Here is a 13,939-nt window from a genome sequence, read left to right on the forward strand (position 1 = left end):
GTGAGTAAGTGCTTACAATGCTTGTTAGTAATTTAGAAACAATTATTTTATCTTTGATTGGGTTGGTACAAGTTTTGGTACTAAATTTGAACCGATTTGTAGCCAGGTTTGTAACTTGAGTGTAATTTGTGGTGTGTAAAAAGTGCTCATTTAGCATTTTTGGCTTTATTTTGTGGGGAACTTTTTGAGATAGGCTAAAGAGTAGCCTACCTTTTAACTCGTTCGGACTAAACTCGTATAGCTTTTAAGCGACGCAACTTTAATTGTTCTTGGATTGTTTGGCCTTGGTATCCTTCGGCTATTATCTCTTGTACATCAATGTTGCTAGTTGCTAAAAAGTTCTGATTAAGTTTGTCACAAAGCACGCTTAATTTATCACTTACCTTGCTACAAATATAACAAAATCGCGCTAGCTTGTGTGGTCTGCGCCATGCATCAATATTTTGTAAAATATTGAGCCAATCTTCTGCTGCTTTATTGTCTTTGTGTAACAAGGTTATATTTGAAAGTAATTCCTTACTACATTCAATATAAAGATTGGGAACCTTAAATTGTTTTGCTTCATCTAGAGATGACAAGGTGGCACCTGAGTAAAAAACAGCAAGGCTAAACTGGGCGACAACATCAAATTCATTGTTTCCTTCAAGTTTCGAGAGTGCGTTTTGGAATTTCGTGTATACCGTTTTATCCCACGCTAGAATATAAGGAGCAACCAACTTAAGCGCACCTAGCGTTGAAATAGTATCTAGAAAGTGCCCCAGACCGTTATCTTGTATTGTTTTCTCTATTTCTAACCAAATACGTTCTCTTGTTAGGGTTTGTAACTCGCCATGAGCAACCATAGTTCTCATCAGCTGCCAAGTTTCTGTAGCTATTGTGAAATTATAATCTTGATAACGAGCAGCAAACCGAGCTACTCGCAGCACTCGAAGTGGATCTTCACTAAACGCTTTGCTCACATGGCGTAATATTCTGCTTTCTAAATCTTTTTGACCGCCATAAGGATCGATTAGTGAACCATCATCATCTTTAGCTATTGCATTAACGGTAAGATCTCGGCGAAGTAAATCTTCTTCCAGTGTGATCTCAGGGCCGAAGTCACAAATAAATCCGGTATATCCTTGACCGCTTTTACGCTCTGTTCGAGCAAGAGCATGTTCGTCTTTGGTGATAGGATGTAAGAATACGGGAAAGTCGCTGCCGACTTGCTGATAGCCAAGCTCGCTCATTTGCTCAGGTGTGCTGCCAACCACCACATAATCTCTTTCTTTTATTGGTCGTCCTAGCAGTTCGTCTCTAACTGCACCGCCGACGAGATAGATTTTCATTTGCTATTTTCCATTTTCTGCGATTCGAGGTTTTATCTTGAACCGGATTTTGCCATTATAGAGCGCATCATAACAATAAAGAGACAAGTCGTGTATTTACGCTATTTTGGTTTAACTGAAAAACCCTTCTCGATTGCGCCAAATCCTGAATTTTTATTCCTTAGCGAACGTCACAAGGAAGCACTTGCACATTTAACCTATGGGTTGGGTGACGCGGGTGGTTTTGTACTACTAACTGGTGAAGTGGGTACGGGTAAAACAACAGTCACACGGAGTATGTTGGCTCAATTGCCAGAATCGACACAAGTCGCATTTATTCTTAATCCATCGCTATCGGAGCTTGAATTGCTTGCGACGATTTGTGACGAGTTGGGGATCAATTATGACAACAGTAATGCGACGTTAAAATCACTCACTGATGTCATAAAGCATAGGTTATTAGAGAACCACCACAGCGGTGGGCATACTATGCTGATCATTGATGAAGCTCAGCATTTAGCACCAGAAGTGTTAGAGCAGCTAAGACTGCTGACAAACTTGGAAACAGATCATAAAAAATTGCTCCAGATAGTATTAGTAGGTCAGCCTGAGCTACAGCATTTGTTACAGCGTAACGAGCTGCGTCAATTGGCACAAAGGATCACTGCGCGTTACCACTTGTTACCACTTAGCGAATCACAAGTGTTTGCTTATATACAGCACCGATTGCAAAAAGCCGGTTGTCAGCAAGCTTTGTTTCACCATGATGCGGTAGCCTATGTACATCAAGTGACAGCAGGGATCCCAAGATTAATAAATTTGCTGGCCGACAGGTGTTTATTGGGAGCGTACTCGGCCTCACAAACTCAGGTAACAAAGGCAATTGCTGTTCAAGCTGCAAAGGAGGCGCTACCCACTAATTTAGTACCAGTAGCAAGACAAGAAAAGAGTCGAGTGCCACTATTTTTTACAGCTTGGCTTGGTGTGTTATTTGTTGCAGGCTTTGGCTTGGCAAAATTGGTGTAGAGGGAAACATGTCGTATTTAACAAGTGCAATGAAACAGTCGCAACAAGGCGCAGATGCTGAACAGGACTATTTGAGTCAACGCCAAGACGCCCAGCTCATTTTTTATAAGAAGCTCGTCATCTATGCTGGTGCAGGTATTTTATCTTTGGTATCACTTGGTGCTGGTTACTATATAGGTAAGATCACTACTTCAGAAAAAGCACAGTTACAACTGACTTCAGAAGTTGAGCCTACAAGTGAAAGTAAGATAGCGCTTTCAGCTACACTTACACCGGAGCAACCGGTTGCGGAAAACCAGCAAGCGCAAAATGCCCATATTGCCAGTCAAGAGGTAAGTACACCTACTATTGACCAGGCGCAAAACAGCAATATCAATCTTAACTCAAATCCAGAAACAAAAGCAGCTGAGCCTGAGCAGCACTTTCAGTGGGTATCTGTGCAAATTGGCGTTGATAATCAAGGTAAACCTTTATATCAACAACAATTAGTCCCTGTGGGATCTGTTAAGGCGGCTTCAGTCGTGCCACATCCGACTCAAAATACAGTGCAAACAACTCAAGTTATTCAAGATTCATCCCCTGGAGAAATTCAAACGGCAGGTGAGTATGCCGGCTATCGCGTATTTGGTGCTAAACCAAAACAGCAAGATGATGAACTTGCCGGGGTATCGGAGGAGCTGAAAAAAGCGTTTGCCGAGGCGGTGAAGGAAACCGCACCGCATGAAGAACCTGAAGTGTTATCTACCACCAAAGATTCGGCTTCTGCTACACCCATCGCGCTGTTGCCTGCTCAATTGCAAAATAGTATTCCAAGCTTGCGGTATCAAGCGCATATTTATGCTACTGACTCTCATGAAAGGTGGATAAAAATCAACAATAGACCTTTATACGAGGGAGATAGTTTAGGGGCTTTAACCGTTGTAGAAATTACACCGGAGCAAACACGTTTTGATTTCGACGGCATTGAATTCAGTCTCGAGGCAATGGAGGACTGGCTGCCTTAATATCAAGGCAGCATTGAGTGTTTAAAAAACCGGATAAGATCAAGCTTGAATTCTTCAGGCTTGATCGCTGACTCTAGCTCATCGCTTACTTTTTTCGCGCTTAAATCGATATCTTGAACTTCAATGTAATGCATGTGCTTAGCGTGATAAAATACTTTCACGACAGGCTTTAAAGGCGTTTTGGGGTTACTTTGGGCAATAACACCGACCTTACCACTAGTGAGTTTTACTAAGGTGCCCACAGGGTATACGCCAATGCAAGCAATAAACCGGCTTAGTAGTTGTTCGTCAAAATGGTGAGGGCAGCCTTCACGCATTAACTTAAAAGCTTTAATTGGTGTCATGCCCTCTTTATAGACGCGCTCGGCGGTCAATGCATCATAAACATCCACAATAGCGGCCATTCTGACATGCTGTGGTAGTTCGTCCGCGGTTTTGCCATAAGGATACCCGGTGCCATCTAGGCGCTCGTGGTGATAGCCCGCAATTTCGCATGCAACTCGTCCTAGACCTGCATTGAGCACAATATCAAAGCTATATTTTGCGTGTGATTTCATAATGCCGTATTCATCTAAGCTCAACTTTCCAGGCTTATGTAAAATATTGTCGGGAATTTCTATCTTACCAATGTCATGAAGAAGTGCTCCTGTGGTCATCTCTTCGGTTAATTCTCTTGAGTAACCAAGGTGCTTACAGAAAATAGCCATTAAGATAGAAACATTAATAGAATGCTCCAATAAATAGGCGTCTTTTTCCCTGATCCGAGCAATGCAGGAAAGCGCATCTTGATTGCGAAATACGGAGTCAATAAAGCCACTTGCTGTCGCTTTAAAAGCCTCTACTTCTATCGTTTTACCCGCTTTAATATCTGCGAATGCTTTGCTTTGAATCGATTTTGCTTCGTCGTAAAGTGTCACTGCGTGTTGCATTTCTGCTTCAACACTACACTTGGCCTGCCAAGGATCATGGTCTGGTTTATGTGGCTCTTCTATATGGTCATCATGAGGTGGTTCGTCATGAGGATCGTGCTCTGAAAGGCGTTTGCTGGGGTCGACCGTTACCTCTAAAACACCACTCTTTTGTAGCTTTGTAATGCTTGCTTTCGTTCTCACCCAGCCCTTGGTTTTAATCGCAACTGAGCCTGTCTGTTTGGTCACACCGACAACAAACATACCTGGCTCTAACTCACTGATATTAATATTAATCTCTGGCATGGTGGTTCCTTTGGTTGTGTCTTTAAGCGTAGCAAAGCTTGGTCAAATAGAAAGAACTAAAGCGTAAATATGATTGATTTTCCCCCAATAAACCCGCATCCTGAAAGAAACAAAAAGGAGTCTCACTTATGCGCTTATCTCCCTTGGCATTAGGTCTCATTGCCACTTTATCTTGGCATGCAACTGCTAATTTGAAACAACAAGTTGCAGAGTCTATGCCTGAACTTGAATCTTTGTACCTACATTTACATCAAAACCCTGAGCTCTCTTATAAAGAAGAAAAAACAGCAGGGCGTTTGGCGGATGAAATGCGCAGGCTAGGTTATGACGTGACTGAAAATGTGGGTGGTTTTGGTGTTGTTGGCATGCTGAAAAATGGTGATGGTCCAACTGTGATGATCCGAGCCGACACTGATGGTTTGCCAATTATTGAAGAAACAGGAAAGCCATACGCGTCAAAAGTAAAAGTGAAAGATGATGCGGGGAATGAAGTCGGTGTGATGCACGGTTGTGGTCATGATATTCATATGACCAGCCTAGTCGGTACAGCAAAACAGCTAATGACTAATAAGGAAAAGTGGCAAGGTACATTGATGCTCGTTGCTCAGCCCGCTGAAGAAGTGGGAGGCGGCGCAAAAGCGATGTTAAAGGAAGGATTGTATACTCAGTTTGCTAAACCTGATCATGTGCTTGGTTTGCATGTAAGCGCGGCCGTTCCTGCCGGTAAAGTGGCGATTGCACCAGGCTATGCATTGGCTAATGTTGACTCAGTTGACATTATCGTTAAGGGTAAAGGAGGACATGGAGCCTACCCACATACTACCATCGACCCTGTAGTACTGGCATCGCGGATTGTTTTGGGGCTGCAGACCATTACATCACGAGAGATCTCTCCGTTAGAACCGTCAGTGATCACGGTAGGCTCTATTCACGGTGGCTCTAAGCACAACATCATTTCAAATGAAGTCAAGCTACAACTGACTCTACGCTCTTATAATCCAGATGTGCGTGAGCAACAAATTGCGGCTATCAAACGCCTGACAGCAGGTATAGCAAAAAGTGCAGGGTTGGAAGACAGTCTTGTACCTGAGGTTATTGTTCATGAAAGCGAAAGCATTCCATCTACGTATAATAACCCTGAGTTGGCTGAATTTGTAACTAGCGCCATTAAGCAGGAAATTGGTGCAGAAAATGTTGAACAATCTCAGCCGGTGATGGCTGGTGAAGATTTTGGCTTATATGGCCGTACTGATGACAATGTTCCAATTACCATTTTTTGGCTAGGGGGGGTTAATCAAGCGGTATTCGATGCGGCACAAAAAAGCGGTGAGCCTTTACCTTCATTACACTCTAGTAAATTTGCGCCGGATTATCCTATCGCCATCGCGACAGGAGTAAGAGCAATGACCAATAGTGCACTTGCTTTATTTAATCAAAAATAAACTTTAGCTAGCATAGTAAAAAGGTAGCCGCGGCTACCTTTTTTAGTTTTTAGTCTTTGTTTGCTGCTGCAAGCATTAACTCTCTATTACGCTCTAGTTTTACCAGCATTGCATCCGCAATGGGTTTGAACTTAGCGAGCTCAGACTGAGGTAATGGTTCAGACTTCGGCAGTTTTACCGTTTTAGGGTTACGGTGTACACCGTTTACTAAAAACTCATAATGAAGATGAGGACCCGTTACACGGCCGGTTGCACCGACGGTACCAATTTTTTGTCCTTGCTTCACTTTTTGACCTGTTTTCACGGCACGTTTATTCAAGTGTAAGTACTTGGTCACATACTTGCTACCGTGCTGAATAAATACATAGTTACCATTGAGCCTATTGTAGCCAGACTTAAGTACTTTACCGTTACCTGAGGAAACCACCGGTGTGCCTACGCGTGCCGCATAGTCTATACCATTGTGAGACGACACCCGACCAGTCACAGGGTGAAGGCGACGCGGATTAAAGCTGGAGCTGATATATTTGAAGTTAACCGGTGCTCTTAAGAAGGCTTTTTTCATGCTGCGGCCTTCAGGGGTATAGAACTCATCATCAGTATGACGAACCGCACTGTAGCGCTCGCCCTGATTGATAAATTCAGCAGCAATAATTTTACCATTGCCGATTTCTTCACCGTCTACGTAGTGCTTTTCAAACACTAGTGCGAAAGAGTCGCCCTTGCGAATATCGTTTGCAAAGTCGACATCCCAACCAAAAATATCGGCAAAGTTCATTATTTGACGTTCGCTAAGACCGGCTGAAATACCTGCGCTCCAGAAGCTGGAGCTGATCTCGCCACCAGCTGATTTTTCGCGAGTTTCGATTTCTTTACTTTCGATTTTAGTTTCGTAGCTACCCTCGTCGTTTAAGGTCACCAATAAGGTGTCCGTTTTTGACAAGATGTATTTTAATTGAGCTAATTCACCACCATCATTGCTAGCAAAGCTAAGCACTTCTCCCGGGTGGATTTTAGTCAGCTTGCGGGTTTCTGCGTTGGTATTGACCAGATTGTGTAACGTTTTGGCAGAATAACCTGCGCGTTTAAAAATCACGGCTAGACTGTCACCAGACTTAACTTTGTGGTCTTTAAATTCAAATACAGGTTGTTTAGGGGCAGACTCAGGCGTGATGACTGGCGCTGCATCTAATTCAGTAAGTTGCTCTGTTTTTTCTGATATTTTTACTGGCAACTCATAACGTTTCCCAACTTCTAAAGCTTTTCCGTCATTGTCTTTTGAAGCCGTTGCTTTTTCAGAGGGGATCAGGGCAATTCCGACCATCGCAGATAGGAAGCCGATGATGAGCACTTTGTGCTTTTTGGGGAGCTTATGAACCACATGAACCATAATGCGCCTTTTCTGCTGTCAAGAATTATTGTAGATAATATTGCAGGATATACGTAATAAACCCGTAATACCAGCGTTTTGTGCATTTAAACTCGGATAAATATAGGCTAGAATCGAGCGATTACAAGTTATAGCTGTTGGAGTGAGAATTGTGGATTTAGAAACTGCATTTGCAGAGATTAGCCGTGGTGCAGAAGAAATTCTGTTGCAGGATGAATTAAAAGAAAAGCTGAAGTCAGGTAAAAAACTACGTATTAAAGCGGGTTTCGATCCAACAGCGCCTGATTTGCATTTAGGACACACGGTGCTAATCAATAAAATGAAAACCTTTCAAGACTTAGGTCATGAGGTGATTTTCTTGATTGGTGATTTCACCGGTATGATTGGCGACCCAACGGGCAAAAATGTAACTCGTAAGCCACTCACTCGTGAAGATGTACTGGCAAATGCAGAAACATACAAAGAACAGGTTTTCAAAATCCTTGATCCTGCCAAAACCACAGTTGCATTCAACTCAGAGTGGATGGAAAAGCTAGGCACAGCCGGTATGATCAAGCTTGCTGCACGTCAAACTGTGGCACGTATGCTTGAGCGCGACGACTTTAAAAAGCGTTATGCAAATGGCCAAGCAATCGCAATCCACGAGTTCTTATACCCACTGGTTCAAGGTTGGGACTCGGTTGCATTAGAGGCGGATGTTGAGCTCGGTGGTACCGATCAGCGCTTTAACCTATTAATGGGTCGTGAGCTACAAAAAGACGAAGGGCAAAAGCCGCAAACAGTACTGATGATGCCACTACTTGAAGGCACCGACGGCGTACAGAAAATGTCTAAGTCATTAGGTAACTACATCGGTATTACTGACGCGCCAAACGACATGTTTGGTAAAGTGATGTCGATTTCTGATGATTTAATGTGGCGTTACTACGAATTACTAAGTGCGAAAACACTGGATGATATCGCCGCACTTAAAGAAGAAGTGGCGGGCGGCCGTAATCCTCGTGACATTAAAATTGAATTTGCAAAAGAAATGATTGCTCGATTCCATAGCGAAGCAGACGCTGAAGCGGCACATCAAGACTTTATCAAGCGTTTCCAAAAAAATGCTTTACCTGATGAAATCCCTGAAGTCACTGTAACTATTGAGGGTGAAAGCACGTTTATCACTAATTTGCTCAAAGAAGCTGGCTTAGTGGCAAGTACTTCAGAGGCGATGCGCATGATCAAGCAAGGCGCAGTAAAACTTAACGGCGAAGACAAAGTAACGGATACCAAATTAGAAGTTACTAAAGGTTCTTGCGAAATCTACCAAGTAGGTAAGCGTAAGTTTGCGAAAGTAACAGTAAACTAAACAAGCTAATCTACTTGTTATAGCCGAAGAGGTCAGTGCTTTACTGGCCTTTTTTGTGGTTGTTACAACATTAAGCTAGCAAAATTTATAATCACGAGTAGTAAGGCGGAAGTGGCAATAAATAGCCAGCGCATTTGATTGAGTAGTCCAAGCAAATGCTGAATATGTTCAGCAGAGGGCTGCGCTTTTGCACCCACCCGCATCACATCATAACGTTCGCCAAAATAAAAACGTGGCCCTGCGAGCTGCGTATGTAAATTTGCGGCAAAAAAGCTCAGTGCCCATCCCGTATTTGTTTGGCTAAAGTGACGGCCGTAGTATTTAATGTAGTGCCAAGTTTGCTTCGGTCTAAGTAGCAACGAAAAGCAGGTAATTAACAACCGAATAGGCATAAACTCTATAAGCCAAATTACGCGGGAAAGGCTTGCCATAAAACGGGTTGAGGGGGGCATTACTTGCCGCCATGCATGGTCGCATAGCAGTAATAGCTTATAAAATAGCGCGAGATAGGGGCCTGCTGCTAGATACAGTACAGCAATGACAAAAAAATGGCGCAGGGTATTTAATGCGGTGCTATCTATGGCGGCTTTACAAATACCAAGCTCTGTTAGCTTCTCGACATCTCTTGCTACCATTCCTTGCAACACCGCTCTTGCGGTTACTTTTTGCTTTGATTTTATCAGCGCGGAAATACGCTTAGCACGGCTTTCATGGCTAATATCTAAGCATAAAAACAACACCAGCCCACCGAGCCAATTAGGATAAAAAGCAAAGCTAATAATCGCATAAGTTAATACGGTGATGGTTAATATAGGGAGGAAGAATCCCAGTGTGCCTGATAATAGTTGATAACTAGAAGCCGCTTTGGGGCGATAAACTCTTTCGGCAATGGCTTTAAAAACAAGGCTAAGAATAAGATTAGGGTGATAAAGTGTTGATAACCTTACCCCTAGGCTGGCAAAAATCGCCAGTAAGAAGATGATCAGGCCCTCATGGGCCTGAAGCAAGCTGTCGAGCACTAAAGCGTAACCTTATCCAGCTTATTAAGTAGTGCCATCACCATTTTAGAAGAGTTAACCGAAGCGACTTCTAGATACTCCTCGAATGATTGCGGTGATTCTTTGCCGGCGATATCAGATAGCGAGCGGATCACAACAAATGGCGTGTTTAAAGAATGACAAGCCTGCGCAATTGCTGCGCCTTCCATTTCTACTGCTAACATAGTAGGGAAGTCTGCACGCGCCTTGTCGATGCGTACCGGATCGCACATAAATGAGTCACCCGTACAGATCAAGCCAACCATAGTTTGAATGCCTTCAAGTTCATGTACGCTTTGCTCTGCTGCCTCAACTAATTTTGCATGCGAAGTGAACGCAGCAGGCATTTGTGGAACTTGACCAATTTCATAGCCAAATGCAGTAACATCAACATCGTGATGACGTACTTCATTTGAAATAACCACATCGCCGACGTTTAGTGAAGGCTCAAAACCACCAGCAGAACCCGTGTTGATCACGCAATCAGGCGCAAAGTTGTCGATAAGCAAAGTTGTCGCAACCGTCGCTGCCACTTTACCAATGCCAGACTGTACAAGCGTTACGTCAAGACCAGCCAGTTTGCCGGTGTAAAAAGTAAAGCCACCTTTGGTCAATGTTTGCGGGTTTTCCATGGTGTTACGCAAAATGGTAACTTCTTGCTCCATTGCGCCGATAATGCCTACTTTCATCAAAAGATTCCTAATTTGTGGTGGGGAACGCCCCAGTGTCAAAATTGCTTTTATTATACGAAAGGGGTTTTGATAGGTAAAACAAAAAACGGGCTGACGCCCGTTTTGCTAGATTTCTGCCAACTGAGTTGACTGTGCTTTTGCCTGTGAAGGTGACAGTACCGCAGGTTTGTAGGTGCGGTTTCTGGTTTTCTTTGGCATCTCCACTTTTTGGCCAAGCTTGAATAGGATTGCCGCACGAACCTCAGCACTTTGGTAGCCACTTTTGATTTTCATGCGAATGTGTGGAATACCCGCAGATTCCAGAGCGCCACTGACAAACCAATCTTTTTGTGCTTTATGGCCGTTTTTATTGGCGTTGTTAACTAAATCAACAGCGGCAACAATTTTCAGTGTCTCTTTATCTACCAAGACATAATCCAGCTGTTTGTTCTTAGCTTTAGTTACCGCGGCACGACGTGCTTTTGGAGAGATCCCCGGTTTGCACTCAATCACATCAATGAGTTTAATGCGGCTTACGATTTTATATCTATCGCCAACAGCACGTTCCAATAAATGTAGAAACGATGCTTCAACGGTAGTAAAAACTGATTCTTTACGATTAAACGGATAAGGATTGCCACCCACATCGGTGTACTTAGAAGCGACAATGGAAGCAACGACCACTAGAGCCAAAATAGCAAGCAACGCAAATTCCATACAAAACTCCAAATCAAAAAAATGACATCTGTGATTTTATAAGCAATAGCTGTGCCAAAAGAGTGCTTGAATTAGTGGGTAGTTAACATTAAATCGGTTAATAAGTATTTGGGATAGGGAGAGAAAAATAAAGTGCTTTAAGTTGTTTATACTAGGCAGCGATATCTTACAGGAGGGCTGCCTAGTACTGGATAATGGTATTAGCTCGCGTTATTTGTCTTCTTTCAGCACGTAGATCTCACCATCAAAACTACCTTGAATGGTCAATCCTTGCCCTGCCAGTTCCTTGAGATATTCAATATGCTCTTGGGTAATATGTTGACCCGGCACCAAAAGCGGAATACCCGGAGGATACGGGGTGACTAAACCTGCACAAATACGGTTGTTGCTCTTGCTAATAGGCACAGATTCACGCTCGCCGTAGAAGGCATCGCTAGGAATACAAGCAAGGTCAATTGCGGGTAAATTCTCAGGCAAGCGCGAGCGTCGCGTTGACTTCGATAGTTTTACCTTGCCGCCATCAAGCTTCTTTAAGGCATTGTATAAGCGAATGATCTTTGAGCGTGTACCACCCAAGGTTAGTAAGACTAAGATAGTACTGTGGGTGTATTTCTCAATCTCCAGCCCAATTTCGTCCAGCAGAAACTTATGAATATCCTTTAATGAGTATGGAAGTTCACTAATATCGATGAGGATTTTAAGTGGATCATGACCCATATTATCGCCACTAAAATGTGGGAATATGTTCATAAAATCTTGCTTATCAAGCACTTTAATATGTTTGAGCGAGGACATCTGCTGTTTAAACTCTGCAACATGGTTCAGCAGCGCATTGAGTAACTTATAGCCTTCCATCTCCAACTGCTTTTGGCACACATCCAAAGACGCAATAAGCTGGTATTTGGGCGAGGTGCTGGCGTAGATACTGTAAATCTCACGGAAAAAATCAGCATCAAAATCAGGGTCGTTAATATGGATATAAGACGCCTGCGAAAATGCCGATACGACTTTATGCGCCGAATGAGTGACATAATCTGCACCTGCATGAATGGCGGAATAATGGCGCAAGCTAGGGTGAAATAGCGAGTAAGCAAACCAAGCTTCATCAATAAAGACTTTGATGCCATGCTGATGGGCAAATTCTACGACTTGTTTCAGGTCGCTCAGCAAACCATCATAGGTACAGCCTGTGAGCACCAGTAGTTTTGCATCGGTATTTTGTTCTATCGCTTGCTTGATATCAGCCAGTGAGGGCGGTGCGAATATGCCATATTTTGGATTTAAAATACTCGATAAATAGATAGGGAAACTGGCCGATTGCAAAATGCCGTAGTGCACTGACTTATGACAGTTGCGGTCGATGATCACCTTATCGCCTTTGCGAAGTAGGGTTTGCAAAATGATTTTATTCGAGGTGGACGATCCATTAGTTACAAAGTAGGTGCGTTTAACCTCAAACGTTGCCGCTGCAGATTCCTGAGCGCGGCCAATGGTATTGGTGCTGTCTGACAGTGAACCTAGCGAATCAACCGATACAGACAAGTCTCCGACAAATACATTACGGCCATAGAATTGATAAAAATCTTTGATATAAGGAGAGTTTCTAAAGCTCGAACCGCCGCTGTGACCCGGAGTATGCCAGGAGTCGTTCGCTTCGCCGACATAACTGCGATACGCGGTCCAAAATGGCGTCTCGGCTCTGTCATCAAAGTCATTGATCATATATCCCAAAATGGCTTCAGGGTCTGAGATAACTTCATCTTTAAAGAAGAAAGATTCGATTTCCTCGGATTCGTTGACTATCTCAAGCCCTTTAGTGTCATCGCCAATAACGTAAACCGGTAATTCTAGACGAATACATTTTAATTGCTCGATAAAGCGACTATAGGTTTGCTCGCCACTTTTGTTGTGCACATCCCAACTCAGCACGACAGCTTGAATATCACCATCTTCAGTGACATGCTCCAAGGCTTTTGAAAGTTCGAGGCATTCAATAATATCGATTTGAACATCCTCTCGCTCAAAATTAGGGATCGTTTTTGATAGATTGCTCGAGAGCGCTTGTAATACGGCCGGCTCTTGCTCTATTAACAAGATACGAAGGACAGGTAGCATAATGATATTCGCATTAAAATTTAAAGACTTTCATTAGCATAAAGAAAGCGCAGTGATTTGTGAAATCAATACTTTGAAAATGTTCCAGAAATTGTAAAACGGATGTAGGGCGATTTTACATCGCGATTTAGTAAAAGCCCTCCGCGTAAAGCGGATCCCACCAGAGGTTATGTATCGCGTCTAGGAGATGCTTTACGCAGCGATCTGTGTTTCCAGATAATTCAACGAAACAAAAAAGTAGCAACAATCCCCATAAATAAAAGTTGTGCTTATGCTAAAACAAAGATTAACTATCAGTCTTCTCTTTAAACTCACATAAGTCTTCAATAATACAGCTACCACACTTTGGTTTACGCGCGGTGTGCACATAGCGGCCATGGAGAATAAGCCAGTGGTGGACATCTACCTTGAACTCTTTTGGTGCAACCTTTACCAGCTTTTGCTCGACTGCCACCACATTTTTATCCATAGCAAACTTGGTGCGGTTGGAGACGCGGAATATATGGGTGTCTACAGTAATAGTCGGCCTGCCGAAGTATAAGGAAAGTAGATAACTAAGTTCGTAATCACCTGCTTTAACTGTATGAATATTGTCAATTTTTTAATAAAAATATACACTAAGCCGCTTTGAAGATATAAACCGGATTTGCACACTATTTACTTAC

At 43.0% G+C, this 13,939-nt stretch carries 11 protein-coding genes and 1 pseudogene; 4 read left to right on the forward strand and 8 right to left on the reverse strand.

Annotated elements, in window-relative coordinates; translation table 11 throughout:
- Positions 1–227: 227 nt before the first annotated feature.
- Complete coding sequence (locus L1D50_RS15335) at positions 228–1,328, reverse strand: tRNA nucleotidyltransferase (RefSeq protein ID WP_239966345.1); 1,101 nt, start codon at positions 1,326–1,328, stop codon at positions 228–230.
- A 90-nt stretch (positions 1,329–1,418) separates the two neighbouring features.
- Here L1D50_RS15335 and L1D50_RS15340 point away from each other — a divergent pair, with 90 nt between their 5' ends.
- Both L1D50_RS15340 and L1D50_RS15345 read left to right on the forward strand, forming a co-directional pair.
- A complete protein-coding gene (locus tag L1D50_RS15340; protein WP_128726769.1) occupies positions 1,419–2,333 on the forward strand; it encodes an AAA family ATPase in 915 nt (304 codons plus the stop codon).
- Between the two features lie 8 nt (positions 2,334–2,341).
- On the forward strand, positions 2,342–3,337 hold the full coding sequence (locus tag L1D50_RS15345) for a general secretion pathway protein GspB (protein ID WP_138522542.1): 996 nt from the start codon (positions 2,342–2,344) through the stop codon (positions 3,335–3,337).
- 2 nt (positions 3,338–3,339) lie between these two features.
- Here the strand turns inward: L1D50_RS15345 and L1D50_RS15350 are convergent, their stop codons facing one another.
- Positions 3,340–4,551, reverse strand: a complete 1,212-nt coding sequence (locus tag L1D50_RS15350; protein WP_239966346.1) for an HD-GYP domain-containing protein — start codon at positions 4,549–4,551, stop codon at positions 3,340–3,342.
- A gap of 128 nt (positions 4,552–4,679) precedes the next feature.
- Between L1D50_RS15350 and L1D50_RS15355 the strand changes: the two genes are divergently transcribed.
- Positions 4,680–5,993, forward strand: a complete 1,314-nt coding sequence (locus L1D50_RS15355; RefSeq protein ID WP_128726766.1) for an amidohydrolase — start codon at positions 4,680–4,682, stop codon at positions 5,991–5,993.
- Positions 5,994–6,042: 49 nt separating this feature from the next.
- Here the strand turns inward: L1D50_RS15355 and L1D50_RS15360 are convergent, their stop codons facing one another.
- Positions 6,043–7,383: a peptidoglycan DD-metalloendopeptidase family protein gene (locus L1D50_RS15360; RefSeq protein ID WP_239966347.1), complete on the reverse strand. Its 1,341-nt coding sequence runs from the start codon at positions 7,381–7,383 to the stop codon at positions 6,043–6,045.
- A 151-nt stretch (positions 7,384–7,534) separates the two neighbouring features.
- On the opposite strand from L1D50_RS15360, the gene tyrS reads away from it, so the two are divergent.
- Positions 7,535–8,734: a tyrosine--tRNA ligase gene (gene tyrS / locus L1D50_RS15365; RefSeq protein WP_017216498.1), complete on the forward strand. Its 1,200-nt coding sequence runs from the start codon at positions 7,535–7,537 to the stop codon at positions 8,732–8,734.
- Positions 8,735–8,796: 62 nt separating this feature from the next.
- Here the strand turns inward: tyrS and L1D50_RS15370 are convergent, their stop codons facing one another.
- The 5 genes and pseudogenes from L1D50_RS15370 to L1D50_RS15390 all read right to left on the reverse strand — a co-directional run.
- A complete protein-coding gene (locus L1D50_RS15370; RefSeq protein ID WP_128726764.1) occupies positions 8,797–9,753 on the reverse strand; it encodes a cobalamin biosynthesis protein in 957 nt (318 codons plus the stop codon).
- Entirely contained in the window at positions 9,753–10,460 is a 708-nt protein-coding gene (mtnN, locus tag L1D50_RS15375) for a 5'-methylthioadenosine/S-adenosylhomocysteine nucleosidase (protein WP_017217969.1), read from the reverse strand. The genes L1D50_RS15370 and mtnN overlap by 1 nt, the downstream gene beginning before the upstream one ends.
- A gap of 108 nt (positions 10,461–10,568) precedes the next feature.
- The gene (locus tag L1D50_RS15380) at positions 10,569–11,159 is read right to left on the reverse strand and encodes a DUF2726 domain-containing protein (protein WP_010605979.1); all 591 of its coding nucleotides are present in this window, start codon (positions 11,157–11,159) and stop codon (positions 10,569–10,571) included.
- Positions 11,160–11,369: 210 nt separating this feature from the next.
- Positions 11,370–13,274, reverse strand: a complete 1,905-nt coding sequence (locus L1D50_RS15385) for an aminotransferase class V-fold PLP-dependent enzyme (protein WP_239966348.1) — start codon at positions 13,272–13,274, stop codon at positions 11,370–11,372.
- Positions 13,275–13,560: 286 nt separating this feature from the next.
- Positions 13,561–13,830 (reverse strand): annotated as a pseudogene (locus L1D50_RS15390) (endonuclease III); the annotation flags it as partial.
- Between the last annotated feature and the right edge of the window lie 109 nt (positions 13,831–13,939).

The sequence above is a fragment of the Pseudoalteromonas sp. Isolate6 genome (assembly GCF_022398435.1).
Taxonomy (GTDB): Bacteria; Pseudomonadota; Gammaproteobacteria; order Enterobacterales; family Alteromonadaceae; genus Pseudoalteromonas; species Pseudoalteromonas galatheae.